Source organism: Micromonospora sp. CPCC 205558, from assembly GCF_036902955.1.
Lineage (GTDB): Bacteria > Actinomycetota > Actinomycetes > Mycobacteriales > Micromonosporaceae > Micromonospora.
This window is the reverse complement of record NZ_JBAKHR010000016.1, coordinates 133464-148780: the sequence shown is the minus strand read 5'-3', so window position 1 is coordinate 148780 and position 15317 is coordinate 133464. Positions and strand designations below refer to the sequence as shown.

Genomic DNA, 15317 nt, shown 5'->3' with positions numbered 1-15317 from the left:
CGCTCGCAGGCCGAACGCGCTTCGACCGCATACCCATCTGCCGACACCCACCGATCCGGCCCGCCACCGTGGCCACCCGACTACCCTCGGTCAGGGGACAGCTTGGTCGTGCCGGGCGCGACGCCCGGGAGGTGATATCGGATGGCCGCACCCGCCGACGCAGCGGTGCTGGTCGGCCTCGGGTCGGATCTCGACCTCCCGGTCGTCGAACAGGCCGCACAGGAGGCCGCCGGACAAGGCCGGCCACTGCACCTGCTGCACACCTTCGACTGGCACGCGGCCTTCACCGCGGACAGCGTCGCGGCACCACGCGACCACGCCGAAAAGCTGATCACCCGCGCCGCCCAGCTCGCCCACCAGACCGAGCCGGGGCTGACCGTACGCGGCGAGATCGTCGAAGGCTCCATGCTGCCCACCCTCATCCGCCGCTCGGCGACCAGCTTCCTGCTGGCGGTCGGCGACAGCGGCATGGCGGGCAGCGGCCAGTGCATTCCGGCGGAGACGACAGCCGTGCAGTTGGCCGCCCAGGCCGGCTGCCCCCTGTTGGTGGTCCGGCGTGAGCCGCCGCCGCAGGGCCCGGTGCTGGTGGGGGTGGACGGTTCGCCCAGCTCACACCTCGCCCTGCAATGGGCCATGCAGAGCGCGGCCCGCCGAGGCGCCCGACTGCTGGCGCTGCGGGTGGTCGAGTACGACGAGGACACCGACGCGGTCACCGAGCAGCTCGGCGAGGCACTGGCCCGGCACACCGACCGCCACAGCGCGGTGCCGACCGAGTGCCGCGTGGTACGCGGTGACCCGGCCGAGGTGCTGATCGACACGTCCCGTAACACGCAGGTGACGCTGATCGCCGCCCGCGGCGACGAACCGGGCCGGGCCATGCTGGGCGCGGTCGCCCAGTCCCTGCTGTACCACTCACCGGCCCCGGTCGTCGTCGTCCGCGGCCTGGCCGAGGCGCCACTGACCGGGCCTGGCGCCCACCCGACGCGGGACCAACGGCCCTGACCTCGGAGCGCCCACAGCGACCACGCTGAACCCCGGACGCCCACACCTACCCGCGAGAGGCAGCATGATGGACACCGCTCTCGACGTGCACCGCGCCCTCACCGACGACGAGCTGCGCCGGCTGGACGCCTACTGGCGCGCCGCGAACTACCTCACCGTCGGGCAGATCTACCTGCTGGACAATCCGCTGCTGCGCGAGCCGCTGACCCCCGACGACATCAAACCTCGCCTGCTCGGGCACTGGGGCACCAGCCCCGGCCTCAACCTGATCTACGCCCACCTCAACCGGGTGATCGTGGCGCGCGACCTCAACGCCATGCTGATCACCGGCCCCGGCCACGGCGGCCCGGCCATCGTGGCCAACACCTGGCTGGAGGGCACCTGGTCGGAGCGCTACCACGACGTGGCACGCGACGAGGTCGGGATGTCCCGGCTCTTCCGCCAGTTCTCCTTCCCCGGCGGCATCCCCAGTCACGTGGCGGCGGACGTGCCGGGTTCGATCCACGAGGGCGGCGAGCTGGGGTACGCGTTGAGCCACGCCTACGGCGCCGCGTTCGACCACCCGGACCTCCTGGTGGCCTGCGTGATCGGCGACGGCGAGGCGGAGACCGGGCCGCTGGCCGGCAGTTGGCTCTCCAACGTGTTCCTCAACCCGGCCCGCGACGGCGCGGTGCTGCCCATCCTGCACCTCAACGGCTACAAGATCGCCAACCCGACCGTGCTGTCCCGGATCCCCGAGACCGACCTGCTCGATTTCCTGCGCGGATCGGGCTACCAGCCGTACGTGGTGGCCGGTGACGAGCCCGCCCGGGTGCACCGGACCCTCGCCGCGACGCTGGACCGTGTGCTGGGCGAGATCGCCGAGATCCAGCGGCGGGCCCGCTCCGGAGGCGTCGTCGAACGCCCCCGCTGGCCGATGATCATTCTGCGGACGCCGAAGGGCTGGACCGGCCCGAGTGAGGTCGACGGCACCCAGGTGGAGGGCACCTACCGCGCCCACCAGGTGCCGCTGTCGGGCGTACGCGACAACCCGGCGCACCGGGCCGAACTGGAGCGCTGGCTGCGCAGCTACCGGCCGGAGGAGCTGTTCGACGCGACCGGGGCGCCGGTGGAGGAACTGCTGACCCTGCCGCCGCGCGGTGACCGGCGGATGAGCGCCAACCCGGTCACCAACGGTGGCGTGGTACTGCGTGACCTGACCCTGCCGGACTTTCGCGACTACGGCGTGGAGGTTCCCGAACCGGGTACGCCGATCGCCGGCGCGACCGGGGTGCTCGGCCCGTGGATCCGCGACGTCATCAGCGCCAACCCGGAGACGTTCCGGCTGTTCGGCCCGGACGAGGTCGCCTCCAACCGGCTGGGTGCGGCGTTCGAGGTGACCGACCGGGCCTGGGTGGCCGCCACCGTGCCCGGCGACGACCACCTCTCGCCCGACGGGCGGGTCATGGAGGTGCTCTCCGAGCACCTGTGCCAGGGCTGGCTGGAGGGCTACCTGCTGACCGGCCGGCACGGCGTCTTCACCAGCTACGAGGCGTTCATCCACATCGTCGACTCGATGCTCAACCAGCACGCCAAGTGGCTGAAGGTGACCCGGGCCATCCCCTGGCGCCAGCCGATCGCCTCGCTGAACTACCTGCTGTCCAGCCACGTCTGGCGGCAGGACCACAACGGCTTCTCCCACCAGGACCCGGGCTTCATCGACCACGTCGTCAACAAGAAGGCCGAGGTGGTGCGGGTCTACCTGCCGCCGGACGCGAACACGCTGCTCGCCACGATGGACCACTGCCTGCGCAGCCGGCACTACATCAACGTGGTGGTGGCCGGTAAGCAGGCGGCGCCGAACTGGCTGACGATGACCGAGGCGATCCAGCACACCCGGCGTGGCCTGGGCATCTGGGGATGGGCCAGCAACGACGGCGGCACCGAGCCGGACGTGGTGCTCGCCTGCTGCGGAGACGTGCCCACCCTGGAGACGTTGGCCGCCGTCGAGCTGCTGCGCCAGAACCTCCCGGAGTTGAAGGTGCGGCTGGTCAACATCGTCGACCTGATGCGACTCCAGCCGGACACCGAGCACCCGCACGGCCTGACCGACAGGGAGTTCGACACCATCTTCACCGAGGACCGGCCGATCATCTTCGCGTACCACGGTTATCCGTGGCTGATCCACCGACTCACCTACCGCCGCACCAACCACGAGAACCTGCACGTGCGTGGCTACAAGGAGGAGGGCACCACCACCACCCCGTTCGACATGGTGATGCTCAACGACCTGGACCGCTTCCACCTGGTCATCGACGTCATCGACCGGGTGCCCGGGCTGGCCGCCAGCGCCGCGCACCTGCGCCAACGGATGGTCGACGCCCGGCAGGCCGCCCGCGACTACACCCGCCAGTACGGCGAGGACGACCCCGAGGTCGCCGAGTGGCGCTGGATCCGCGAAACCGACCCGACCACCCCCTGAAGGAGAACGACGTGCGCGACGCGGAGATCCTGGTCGGCTACGACGGCTCCACCGACGCCTCGGTGGCCCTGAACTGGGCGGTGGAGGAGGCGCGGCACAGCGGCCAGCCGGTGCGGCTGGCGTACGTCTTCGAATGGCTGACCGTGGCCAGCTGGGTCGGCCCGGGGGTGGCGCCCGGCGTGTGGCCCGACGACACCGCCCGCCGGCAGGTCGACCAGTTGGTCCGCACCGCCGCGGCGGACGCCGCCACGGCCAACCCCGGGCTGCAGATCACCGGCGAGGTGTACGACGGGCCGCCCACCCTGGTGTTGCAGGAACGATCGGCCGAGGCCGGCTTGCTGGTGCTCGGCAGCCGAGGCCACGGTGGATTCGGCGGCCTGCTCGCCGGGTCGACGGCGGTGTCGGTCACCGCGCACGCCCACTGCCCGGTCGTGGTGGTTCGGGACGGGGCCGGCAGCGCCGCGACCGACACGTCGAGCCGCCCGGTCGCGGTCGGGGTGGACGGCTCGGAATCCTCGCTGGTGGCGCTGGGTTTCGCGGCCGAACGGGCGACGCAGCGTCGGGTGCCGTTGCGCGTCCTGCACGCCTGGACGCCGGGCCCCGGCGGGGCGGCCGGGGTGCCCGACGAGCGGGCCGCCGTGGAGCAGGCGCTGGAGCCGTGGCGACGGACGTTCCCCGAGCTGCCGATGACCGTCGACCTGGTGTCGACCAGCCCGGCGGCGATGCTGATCGAGGCGAGTCGGGACGCGCGGCTGGTCGTGGTCGGCAGTCGGGGCCGGGGTGGGCTGGCCGGCATGCTGCTCGGCTCGGTCAGCCAGCAGCTCATCCAACACGCCAACTGCCCCGTCGCGGTGGTCCGCGAACGCTGACCTTCGCCGGTCGGGGCCGCACCCGTGGGCGGCGGCCCCGACCCGGGGGTCACCGCCGCGCGGTCGTCGGGTCGGACGGGTCGAGGGAGAAGAACTCCTCCTCTTCCTGAGCCAGGTGCAGGCGCAGCACCGCGTCCAACCCGTAGAGGGTGGCCAGCAGGTCGGGAACCTGGTCGGGGCGCAGCCGACCGTCGGCGGCCTGGGTGAGTTGGGCGCCGAGCAGGTCCACCTGGCGGCGGATCTCCACGTGGGCCCGACTCATCGTCGCCGTGGCCTCCCCGCTGCCCAGTGGGGAGGCCAGCGCGGGATAGAGCTGCCGCTCCTCGGCGGTCTCGTGCGGCAGCACGCGTTCGGTCAACCGGCGGTGCGTCTCGCGTACAGCCGGCAGGCACCTCGGCGAGGCCGGATCGGTGGCGACCAGGTCGGCGGTGTCCCGCAACCCGGCCAGCACGTCGCGGACCGCGTGGTGTTCCGCCGCGTAGCGGGCGAGCATCTCCCGGGTACGCGGCGAGACGTCACGCTGGCGCAGCCCTCCGCGCAGGGCCCGCAGCGCGTTGAGGATCACCAGCACGTCGATGCCCTCCTGGAGGAACGCGCCGGCGACCGGGGGCAGCCGACCGATCGCCGCCACGAACATCGCCAGCACGGCCAACCCCATTCCGACGGTGGCGCTCTGCACGGCGATCCGCCGGGCGTACCGGGCGATCTCCACGGCGTCGGCGAGCCGGTCCAGCCGGTCCACGGTGAGCACCGCGTCCGCCACGTCCGCCGAAGCGCTCGCGCCGGTCGCTCCCATCGCCACGCCCACGTGTGCCTCAGCCAGCGCAGGAGCATCGTTGACCCCGTCGCCGACCATCACGGTGACCGCCCGCTCAGCCTCCGCCCGGATTCTGTTCACCTTCTCCTGCGGCGTGCACCGGGCAACCACGTCGTCCACCCCGACCATCGCCGCGACCTGCTCGGCGATGGTCGGTCGGTCACCCGTGACCAGGACGATCCGCCGCAACCCCGCCGCACGCAGCCGACGTACGGTGCGGCGCGCGTCGGGGCGCACCGGGTCCTCCAGCAGGATCGCGCCGAGCGGTCCACCCTCGTCGCTGACCCACACCGCGGACCAACCGGCCAACTCGGTGCGGACCCGCGCCCGGTCCGCCCACTCGGGCAGCTGCCCGGAGACCTGACCGACCCGGACCAGGCGCCCGTCGACCCGGCCGCTGACCCCCTGTCCCGGCTCCTCGGTCACGCCGGTCGGCTCGGTCAGTGTCAGCCCTCGATCGCGAGCCTGCCGGACCAGCGCGGTTGCCAGCACGTGCGGTGACAACTGCTCGACCGAGGCGGCGAGGCGCAACACCTCGTCACGATCACCACCCGGGGCGACGACCGTCTCGGCGGCGCGCGGACGGCCAGCGGTCAGCGTTCCGGTCTTGTCCACCAGCAGGGTCCGTGCCCGGCCGAGCAGCTCCAGCGCGCCACCGTCGCGGACCAGGACCCCGCGCCGGGCCACCCGGGACAGGCCGGACACGATCGCAATCGGGGTGGCCAGCAGCAGCGGGCAGGGGGTGGCTACCACCAGCACCGCCACCGCCCGGACCACGTCGCCGGAGAGCAGCCAGCCCAGCCCGGCCAGGACCAGCGTGAACGGCACGAAGGCGGCGGCGTACCGGTCGGCCAGCCGCACCATCGGGGCCTTGTGGGCGGTCGCCTCCTGGGCCAACCGAACGATCCCGGCGTACGTGCTCTGCGCCGCGTTCTTCGTCGCCCGCATGCCGAACCCCGCGCCAGCGTTGACCACGCCGCTGGCCACCGCCTCCCCAGCGGCACGCTGGACCAGCCGCGACTCCCCGGTCACCACCGACTCGTCCAGCGTGGCCGCCTCGTCGACGGTCCCGTCGACCGGCACCACGTCACCTGGGCCGACCAGCAGCCGGTCCGACACCGCCACCCGGTCCAGCGGCACCACCTCGATCGCGCCGCCGGGCCCACGCCGACGGGCGGTACGCGGAGCACGTGCCAGCAATGCCCGCAGGTCGCGGGTCGCCCGGCGCTGCGCGTACGACTCCAACGACCGCCCGGTCGCCAACATCACGGCGATGACCGCCCCGGCCAGGTACTCCCCGACGCCGAGCGCACCGGCCAGCGCCAGCACCGCTATCACGTCCACGCCGAACTGCCGGTGCCACAAGGAGCGCAGCATCGACCACGCCGCCGGCACCAGCGCGGCCACCGTGACGGCCGCCCAGATCAGGTTGGCCGCGTTCGGCCGGTCGGCGATCCGCAGCGCCGCGCCGACCAGCACCCCGAGGCCGAGCCCGAACAGCGGCGCCCACGCCCACCACCGCCGCACGCGTCGGCGGACCGGCTGCTCCGGTACGCACTCGCTCGGCTCGGCCCCCACTTGCGCATCGTCGCAGCCGGTGGGGGCCAACTGCGGACACTCGGCGTTTCGCCCGGTGGACGGATGTGGTGGCGGTGCCGGTACCTGGCCGGGCGGGCGTAACGACCCGGCGAGGTCGGGACCTGCGGCCCCTGCGGGTGTACCGCCGGATGACACAGGATGAGGCGGCAAACCCGGCACAGCGGCGCGTCGTACGGCACGATGAGCAGAGACGGAAAGGTCGTGACCATGAGTCAGGAGAGCCAGCTGACCACCGCGCTGGCGGCGGCCGCCGCCACCGCCGGCCACGCTCCCTCGGTGCACAACACCCAGCCGTGGCGCTGGAGGGTGCTGCCCGACGCGTTGGAGCTGCGCTCCGTCGCCGACCGACAGCTCGCCGCCAGCGACCCCGAGGGGCGACTGCTCGCGGTCAGCTGCGGCACCGCCCTGCACCACGCCCGGGTGGCGCTGGCCGCCGAGGGGTGGCACGCCGTGGTGCAACGGCTGCCCGACCCGAACGACGGCGAGCTGCTGGCTCGGCTGACCGACCTGCGCCGCACCACGGCCGACCCGGACGCCATGCGCATGGTGCAGTGCATGCGGGTGCGCCACACCGACCGGCGGCCGGTCAGCGACGAGCCGGTTCCGCCCACAGCGATCGAGGAGATCACCCGGGCGGTCAGCGCGGAAGGCTGCCGGTTGCAGATCCTCGACCGCGACCAGGTGCTGGAGGTGGCCGCCACCGCCGGGCACGCCGACACGGTCGAGGCCGAGGACCCGGAGGTGCGTACCGAGCTGGCGTACTGGACCAGCCGGGCCGACTCGGGCACCGGCCTGCCGGCGGAGGTGCTGCCCGAGCAGCCCGCGCAGACCACCGTGCCGGGCCGCGACTTCGGCCGTCCCGGCAGCCTGCCGATAGGTCCGGGCCACGACCGGATGGCGGTGTACGCGATGCTGCACGGCGACGAGGACGAACGGGACAGCTGGTTGCGCGCCGGTGAGGCGCTCTCCGCGGGTTGGTTGACCGCCACCCGGCTCGGCGTGTCCGTGGTGCCGCTCAGCGCGGCGGTGGAGGTGCCGGGCACCCGGCAGACCCTGCGGCAGTTGCTCTCCGGGCTCGGTTTCCCGTACCTCGTGCTGCGGTTGGGCATCGCGGACCCGTCGCGTTCCGGCCCGCCGCACACCCCAAGGTTGACCACCGCGCAGGTGGTCGACACCTCAGCCGTCCGCTGACGGGGCCTGACGACGAGCGGCGCCGGCGCTACCATCCCCCGGTGACCAGCAGCGTGCCGTCGCCCCGTCCCGAACCGTCCACGGCGCCGTCGCTCGGGCTGAGCCCGCTGTCCCGGGTCCGTCTCGACGAACTGCTGCAGGAGATGCTGGTCCGGGTCGGTGAGGTGGTCACCAGCCGGGAACGGCTGCGGGCCCTGCTCGACGCGGTGGTCGGCATCGGCACCAACCTGGATCTGCGCACCACCCTGCAACGCATCGTGCAGGCGGCCTGCGAGCTGGTCGGCGCCCGGTACGGCGCGCTCGGCGTGGTCGGCCCGGACCGGCTGCTGCACGACTTCATCGTGCACGGCATCACCGCCGAACAGCACGAGCAGATCGGCGACCTGCCGCATGGGCGGGGCGTGCTCGGTCTGCTCATCGACGACCCCCGGCCGCTGCGGATGCCCGACATCACCCAGCACCCCCGCTCCTACGGCTTCCCGGCCAACCACCCGCCCATGCACAGCTTCCTGGGCGTGCCGGTCCTCATCCGCGACCAGGTCTTCGGCAACCTCTACCTGGCGGAGAAGCAGGGCGGCGCGCAGTTCAGCGAGGACGACGAGGAGATCGTCGTCGCGCTCGCCGCCGCCGCTGGCGTGGCCATCGAGAACGCCCGCCTGTACGCCCTGGCGCACCAGCGGCAACGCTGGCTCGCCGCCACCGCCGAGATCACCACGGTGCTGCTCGGCGAGGTACGCCGTACCGACGCGTTGGCGTTGGTCGCCCGCCGGGCCCGCGAGGTCGCCGCGGCCGAACTGGCGCTGGTGCTGCTCTACGACAGCGACACCGAACACTTCTCCGTCGAGGTTGTCGACGGCGCCGATCAGCAGGCCCACCCGCTCATCGGCGCGGTCCTGCCCGCCGTCGACACCAGCTTCGGCGCGGCCGTCGCCGAGGGCCGGCACCACCAGGTGGACGATCTGGCGCACGCCGCGCCGTGGCCGGCGCTGCTGCACACCGGCCCGGCGATGATCTCACCACTGGCCACCGCCGAAACCGTGCACGGCGTGCTGATCGTGGCGCACCGGCCGGAGCGCGGCGGGAGCGCCAGCGAGGAGGATCTGGCGCTGCTGGGCAGCTTCGCGGGGCAGGCCGCGCTGGCGATGGAACGGGCGCGAGGCCAGGAGGAACGGGAACTGCTGGTGGTCCTGGAGGACCGGGAGCGGATCGCCCGCGACCTGCACGACGTCGTGATCCAACGGCTCTTCGCCACCGGCCTGCAACTACAGAGCGCCGCGCCGATGGCCCGCCCGGAGGTGGCCAAGCGGGTCAACGCCGCCGTGGACGATCTCGACGCCACCATCCGGGACATCCGCCGGACCATCTTCGAGCTGCGTACGCCGATGACCTCGGAGCTGCGCACCGAGATCCGTGCGGCGATCGAGGCCGCCGCCGAGTCGCTGGGGTTCAAACCACACCTGGAGCTGACCGGGCCCGTGGACAGCGCCGTGCCGGACGCCATCCGTCCCGACCTCACCGCCGTGCTGCGCGAGGCGCTGTCCAACGTGGTCCGCCACGCGCGGTGCAGCCGCGTCGACGTGGCCGTACGCGTCGACGCCGGCCAGGTCACCGTGACGGTCAGCGACGACGGGGTGGGCTGCGACCCGGCCGCCGCCCGGGGTGGCCTGGTCAACCTGCGGGAACGCGCCAGCCGTCTCGCCGGCACCTTCACGATCCTCGGCGTCGAGCCGCACGGCACCGAGCTGCGCTGGACCGTGCCGCTGCGCGACTGACCTGCGCGACTCGGGTCAGGGAGTCTTGCCGAGCAGGCGGGTGGCCAGGACGGCGGCCTGTGTGCGGCGCTCCAGGCCCAATTTGGCCAGCACGCTGGAGACGTAGTTCTTCACCGTCTTCTCCGCCAGGAACATCCGACCGGCGATCTCCCGGTTGGTCAGCCCTTCCGCCACGTACTCCAGGATCCGCCGCTCCTGCTCGGTGAGCGACTTCAGCTCGCGCGGCTGCTCGACGCCGTTGCGGATGCGCTCCAACACCCGGGTGGTGATCGCCGGGTCGAGCAGCGACTGCCCGGCCGCGACCCGGCGCACCGCGTCGACCAGGTCCGTGCCCCGGATCTGCTTGAGCACGTACCCGGCGGCGCCGGCCATGATCGCCGCGAACAGCGCCTCGTCGTCCTCGTAGGAGGTGAGGATCAGCCCCTTGATGGACGAGTCGACGGCGCGGACGTCCCGGCACACGTCGATGCCGTTGCCGTCGGGCAGTCGCGCGTCGAGGATCGCCACGTCGGGCCGCAACGCCGGGATGCGACGGGCCGCCTCCTGCGCCGAGCCGGACTCGCCGACCACCTCGATGTCACCGCTGCTCTGCAGCAGGTCGGCCAGGCCACGGCGGACGACCTCATGGTCGTCGAGGAGGAACACACGGATCATCCCCTGTTTCTACCCGCTGCCGGTGGCCCACCGCACGGGCCGAAGGTCCCGACCGGCCCGGAGCGATTGGGCGCTCGGACCCGACCGGTCGGGACGTCCGGCCCTGCTCGGCGACCACCGAACGATGGACCGTGAAGGTACGCCGGCCACCGTGGCACCCGCTGCCGCCGGCCGCACCGGGAGAGGAGCACCGCCATGGAGATCGGCTACACCGCGACCCAGCTGCGGACCGCCGCCGTGGACGCGGTTCGGGCACCGTCGCTGCACAACACCCAGCCGTGGCGGCTACGGCTGCGCGACGGCGGCATCGAGGTGCTGGCCGACCCCGGCCGCCGGCTGCCGGCTACCGACCCGAGCGGGTGGGGGGTCCGGGTCGCCTGCGGCGCGGCGCTGTTCAACCTGCGGATCGCCCTGGCGGTCGCCGGCATCCCGGCCCAGGTGTGGCTACGCCCCGACCCGGCCGAGCCGGACCTGCTGGCCCGGCTGGTGCCGGACGTCGCGCGCCGGCCCACCCCCGCCGAACAGAGCCTGTACGGGGCCATCCCCCGCCGGTTCAGCAACCGGCTGCCGTTCTGGCCGGACCCGGTGCCCGCCGACGCCCGGTGGCGCCTCGGCGAGGCAGCCCGGGCCGAACAGTGCTGGTTGGAGCTGCTGATCGGGGTGAGCGCGGTCTCCGCGTTCGGCGAGATCGCGCGCGGCGCGCACCGGGTGTTGGAGCGCGACCCCGCGTACCGGGCCGAGCGCGAACGGTGGCTGCGTCGCGAGTACGCCCCGGACGGCGTACCCAGCTCGGCCGGAGGCCCGCAGGGCGAACCGCAGGACGTCCTGCCGGCCCGCGGCTACGGTGGGCGCGACCGTGCCCCCGGGCGGGACTTCGAACCGGAACCCCTGGTCGGGGTGCTGGGCTCGGTGGGCAACACCGCCGTGGACCAGGTGATCGCCGGGCAGGCCCTGCAACGCCTGCTGCTCACCGCCACGGACGCCGGGCTCAGCGTGTCGATGCTCTCCCAACCGATCGAGGTGCCCTCGGCGCGGGAGCAGCTGCGGCGGGCACTGGGCCGGTTCGGCACGCCACAGATGGTGCTGCGGATCGGCTACGGCCAACCGGGCCGACCGACCCCCCGACGCGGCGTCGACGAGGTGCTGGACCTGCCGGTGGTGCCCGCCTGACCCGGGCCGGGCCGGGTCAGGCGGCCAGGACGGCGGCCTCCCGGGCTGGGTCCAGCCCGATCGAGCTGTGCAGCGGTCGCCCGGCGCGCGGCGGAACCGTACCGACCTCGCGCAGCCAACGCCAGGTGTCCTCGACGGTCTCGGCCACCGGCCGGCAGGTCAACCCGGCGGCCAGCGCTCGGGTGACGTCCCGTTCCAACAACCCCCGGTACGGGTGGCCGCGCGGCAGCCAGATCGGCAGGTCGCTCCACGGCTGCACGCCGGTGGCGAGGATCGACGCCGGGTCGGTCCAGCGCAGCCGGGCGTCGGCACCGGTGGCGGTCACGCACGCGTCGAGCAGCTCGCCCATCGTGGTCTGCCCCGGCCGACCGACAGCGTTGAACGTACCGCCCACCCGGCGGGCACCCGCGTCCAACATCCACCCCGCCAGGTCGCGGGCGTCGACGTACTGCACCGGCAGGTCGGCCGGCCCGGGGGCGAGCACGTCCCCGCCCCGCTCGACCCGCCGCAGCCACCAGGGCAGCCGGCCGATGTCCTCCCCCGGGCCCAGGATCAGGCCGGCCCGGGCAATCAGCGCGGGCGGCGTCGCCGGCGGCCCGCGGGGCACCGTCCCAGGTGTCCACCACAAGGTCCCACTCACCGCCGGCCAGCGCGGCCAGGCCGTCCGGCGCGGTGCGGTCACCCCGCAACCGGTGTACGCCGGGCGGCACCGCGCCGTGCAGCCCCCGGTTGAACACCGTCACCGACCAGTTGCGGCGCACCGCCTCGGTGACTGTCGCCCCGCCCACGAAACCCGTACCGCCCAGCACCAGCAGTCGCATGCGCTAAACCCTGCCGGCCCGGGTCGACCCGGGACACCCCTGTTCACCGGTAGCGGATCTGCCCGTGGCAGAACCGCCAGGCGCGCACCGGCCGTGCGATCCCGGTGAGGTCGCGGGGGTACGGCGTTCACCTACTCACCCGTCGTCGTTGCGGCCAGCGCGTTCCGGCGACGCACCAGCGCCGCCCGCGCCCGACGGGCCACCCGCAGGTTCAGGGCAGCCAGCGCGCCGAGCAGGAGCACAACGCCCAGCAGCGCCGGTTCCCGTTCGTGCCGCAGCAGGCTGATGACCAGCGCGCCGACGCTGAACGCCAACCACGCAGCGACGCCGAGCCAGCCGGCGACCACCCGGTCCCGGGCGAACAGCGGAGTCCGGCGGGTCACCGCCCAGCCACCGAACGCGGCCCAGCCCAGACCGATCGCCACCAGGACGCCGAAGGCCACGCTCGTACGCGTCGGCAACCCGGGCTCGGTGACCCAGAGCAGGCCGATCAGCGCGCTCCCGGTGAGACCGGCGAAGGCCACGGCCAGGTAGAAGACCCGCCTGCGCAGCGACAACGGCGCGTCCAGTCGCGCCAACACCTCTTCCGGAGTCATGCCTCGTACCCCTTCCGCACCAGTTCGTGGCGCAACAACCTGCGGGCCCGGTTGAGCCGCGACTTGACAGTGCCGACGGGTACGCCGCAGATCTGCGCGCAGGCGTCCAGCGGCTGGTCCTCAAGGTGGAACAGCAGAAGGACCTCCCGTTCCCGGGCGGGAAGCGCCGCCAACGCCCCGGCCAACGTCTCCCGGTTGACGACACCCTCGGCCTCGTCGTCGCCCGGCAGGTCGACGATCGGTTCGGGTTCCGGGCGGGCGTACGCGTCCCGCAGCCGGTTCATCACCGCCCGGCGGGCGATGGTGAACAGCCACGGGGTGAAACGGTCCGGTTGCCGCAACGTCGGCAGCCCGTTGAAGACCGCCAACCAGATTTCCTGCACCACATCGTCGTCGGACCCGCCGAGCATCCGCCCTACGTACCGCTCGACCGCCGGATGCCAGCCCTGCACCAGTTCGGTGAACGCCTCCCGTTCACCCAACTGGCAGCGGACCACCAGCAACTCATCGCTCATCGGACCTCCTTCGCCTGTTCAGTCGGCGTGGGAGCCCGGCAGGTTCACGACCCGCACAGGGAAAACCGGCCTCGGCAGGTGAACGGTCCCCAGCGGAGCCTCGTCCAGAATGCAGGAAAGCCCCCCAGGGCATGGTCAACAGAGCCGCCGATTGCGAAACTGCTTCAATCGGCCCGACCCGGACGGAGAGGGAATGTCCAGCACACCGCTGTCCCTGCCGCGGCCATCCGCGCGGGCGCCCGAGTTCGGCCGGGACGCGCTCATCGTCTGCGAAAACCTGGTGCGGATCTACCAGACCGGTTCGATCGAGGTGCAGGCACTGCAGGGACTGGACCTGGCCGTGCAGAGCGGTGAGCTGGTCGCCGTCGTCGGCGCCTCCGGGTCGGGCAAGTCGACACTGCTCTCCATTCTGGCCGGCATCGACGCCCCCACCGCCGGACGGGTCCGGGTCGACAAGTGGAATCTGCTGGCGATGTCCCGCGCGGACCGGGTCGCCTACCGGCGGCACACCGTCGGGTTCGTCCGGCAGCAGACGGCGAGCAACCTGATCCCCTACCTGACCGCACGGGAGATGGTGGACCTGCCAATGAGGGCGGCCCGCACCGCGAAGGAGGAACGCCGGCAACGCGCGGCCGAGCTGCTGGACAGCCTCGGCGTCGCCGACTGCGCCGATCGGCGCCCCGGGCAACTCTCCGGAGGGCAGCAGATGCGGGTCGCGATCGCGGTGGCGCTGGCCAACCAGCCGCAGGTCCTGCTCGCCGACGAACCGACCGGCGAGCTGGACGCCGCCACGTCCGCGGAGGTCTTCGGCGTGCTGCGGGACGTCAACCGGCGTTACGGCGTCACCGTTGTCGTGGTGACCCACGACCCGGAGGTCAGCGGCCAGGTCGAGCGGACCGTCGCAATCCGGGACGGGCGCACCAGCAGCGAGGTGCTGCGCCGCAGCACCACCGACGCGGCGGGCGACACGCACATGATCGCCGAGGAGTACGCCGTGATGGACCGGGCCGGGCGGGTCCAGGTGCCCCGCGAGTTCCGCCAGGCGCTGGCGCTGACCAGACGGGTCCGGCTCGCCCTGGAGCCCGACCACATCACGATCCACCCCGATTCGGGGGGCGACGAATGAGTGGCGAGCCGCTGCTGCGCGTCCGCGGCGTACACCGGCGCTTCGGCACCGGGCCGACAGTCGTACACGCCCTGCGCGGGGTGTCGTTCGACGTGGCCGCCGGTTCCATGGTGGCGCTCGTCGGCCGGTCCGGCTCGGGCAAGACCACCCTGCTCAACGTCATCGGCGGCCTGGACCGACCGGACGCCGGCACCGTGCACGTCAACGACACCGACGTCACCGCGCTCGACGAGGATGGCCTGTCCCTGCTGCGGCGCGAGAAGGTGTCGTACGTCTTCCAGAGCTTCGGGTTGATCCCGGTGCTGTCGGCGGCGGAGAACGTCGCCGCCCCGCTGCGGCTGGCCCGCGTCGCCCCGGCCCAGCGCGAGCGGCGGGTCGAGTTGCTGCTGGAGCTGGTCGGCCTGGCCGACCACGCCGGGCAGCGGCCGGCCGAGCTGTCCGGCGGCCAGCAGCAGCGGGTGGCGATCGCCCGCGCGCTGGCTGCCTCGCCCCGGTTACTGCTCGCCGACGAGCCCACCGGGCAACTGGACGCCGAGACAGGCCTGTCGGTGATGGCCCTGCTGCGCGGGATTGTGGAATCCGAAGGCGTCACCGTCCTGGTGTCGACGCACGACGCGGTGATGATGGCCCTGGCCGACCGGGTGATCCGCATCCACGACGGGCACCTGCACGAACAGGCGGCCGGGCAGCCGTACGAGCCCGTGCCGGACGTCAGGTGACGCGA

At 73.1% G+C, this 15317-nt stretch carries 12 protein-coding genes and 1 pseudogene; 8 read left to right on the top strand and 5 right to left on the bottom strand.

Features of this window, described 5'->3' with window-relative positions; translation table 11 throughout:
* Positions 1–141: 141 nt before the first annotated feature.
* The 3 genes from V6U86_RS19595 (at position 142) to V6U86_RS19585 (ending at position 4332) form a co-directional block, all read left to right on the top strand.
* A complete protein-coding gene (locus tag V6U86_RS19595) occupies positions 142–1002 on the top strand; it encodes a universal stress protein (RefSeq protein WP_334505274.1) in 861 nt (286 codons plus the stop codon).
* A 67-nt stretch (positions 1003–1069) separates the two neighbouring features.
* Positions 1070–3463 carry a phosphoketolase family protein gene (locus V6U86_RS19590; protein ID WP_334505324.1) on the top strand — a complete coding sequence of 798 codons (2394 nt, stop codon included), beginning with the start codon at positions 1070–1072 and terminating at the stop codon, positions 3461–3463.
* An 11-nt stretch (positions 3464–3474) separates the two neighbouring features.
* Entirely contained in the window at positions 3475–4332 is an 858-nt protein-coding gene (locus V6U86_RS19585; protein ID WP_334505273.1) for a universal stress protein, read from the top strand.
* 49 nt (positions 4333–4381) lie between these two features.
* Here V6U86_RS19585 and V6U86_RS19580 read toward each other — a convergent pair whose 3' ends face one another.
* Positions 4382–6727 (bottom strand): heavy metal translocating P-type ATPase, encoded by a 2346-nt coding sequence (locus V6U86_RS19580; RefSeq protein ID WP_334505272.1) that lies wholly within the window; start codon positions 6725–6727, stop codon positions 4382–4384.
* Between the two features lie 228 nt (positions 6728–6955).
* On the opposite strand from V6U86_RS19580, the gene V6U86_RS19575 reads away from it, so the two are divergent.
* Both V6U86_RS19575 and V6U86_RS19570 read left to right on the top strand, forming a co-directional pair.
* Positions 6956–7939 (top strand): Acg family FMN-binding oxidoreductase, encoded by a 984-nt coding sequence (locus tag V6U86_RS19575; RefSeq protein ID WP_442934971.1) that lies wholly within the window; start codon positions 6956–6958, stop codon positions 7937–7939.
* A gap of 98 nt (positions 7940–8037) precedes the next feature.
* The gene (locus tag V6U86_RS19570) at positions 8038–9711 is read left to right on the top strand and encodes a GAF domain-containing protein (RefSeq protein ID WP_442934973.1); all 1674 of its coding nucleotides are present in this window, start codon (positions 8038–8040) and stop codon (positions 9709–9711) included.
* A 15-nt stretch (positions 9712–9726) separates the two neighbouring features.
* On the opposite strand, the gene V6U86_RS19565 is transcribed toward V6U86_RS19570, so the two are convergent.
* Positions 9727–10365: a response regulator gene (locus V6U86_RS19565; protein WP_030336079.1), complete on the bottom strand. Its 639-nt coding sequence runs from the start codon at positions 10363–10365 to the stop codon at positions 9727–9729.
* Positions 10366–10560: 195 nt separating this feature from the next.
* Here V6U86_RS19565 and V6U86_RS19560 point away from each other — a divergent pair, with 195 nt between their 5' ends.
* Entirely contained in the window at positions 10561–11535 is a 975-nt protein-coding gene (locus V6U86_RS19560; protein WP_334505269.1) for an Acg family FMN-binding oxidoreductase, read from the top strand.
* A gap of 16 nt (positions 11536–11551) precedes the next feature.
* On the opposite strand, the pseudogene V6U86_RS19555 reads toward V6U86_RS19560, so the two are convergent.
* The 3 genes and pseudogenes from V6U86_RS19555 to V6U86_RS19545 all read right to left on the bottom strand — a co-directional run bounded on the left by V6U86_RS19555 (position 11552) and on the right by V6U86_RS19545 (position 13467).
* A pseudogene (locus tag V6U86_RS19555) lies at positions 11552–12356 on the bottom strand (reductase).
* Between the two features lie 131 nt (positions 12357–12487).
* Positions 12488–12952, bottom strand: coding sequence for a hypothetical protein (locus V6U86_RS19550; protein ID WP_334505268.1), 465 nt, complete (start codon positions 12950–12952; stop codon positions 12488–12490).
* Positions 12949–13467: an RNA polymerase sigma factor gene (locus V6U86_RS19545; RefSeq protein ID WP_334505266.1), complete on the bottom strand. Its 519-nt coding sequence runs from the start codon at positions 13465–13467 to the stop codon at positions 12949–12951. The genes V6U86_RS19550 and V6U86_RS19545 overlap by 4 nt, the downstream gene beginning before the upstream one ends.
* A gap of 193 nt (positions 13468–13660) precedes the next feature.
* On the opposite strand from V6U86_RS19545, the gene V6U86_RS19540 reads away from it, so the two are divergent.
* Positions 13661–14593, top strand: coding sequence for an ABC transporter ATP-binding protein (locus V6U86_RS19540; protein WP_334505264.1), 933 nt, complete (start codon positions 13661–13663; stop codon positions 14591–14593).
* Positions 14590–15312, top strand: a complete 723-nt coding sequence (locus V6U86_RS19535) for an ABC transporter ATP-binding protein (protein ID WP_334505262.1) — start codon at positions 14590–14592, stop codon at positions 15310–15312. The genes V6U86_RS19540 and V6U86_RS19535 overlap by 4 nt, the downstream gene beginning before the upstream one ends.
* Positions 15313–15317 lie beyond the last annotated feature (5 nt).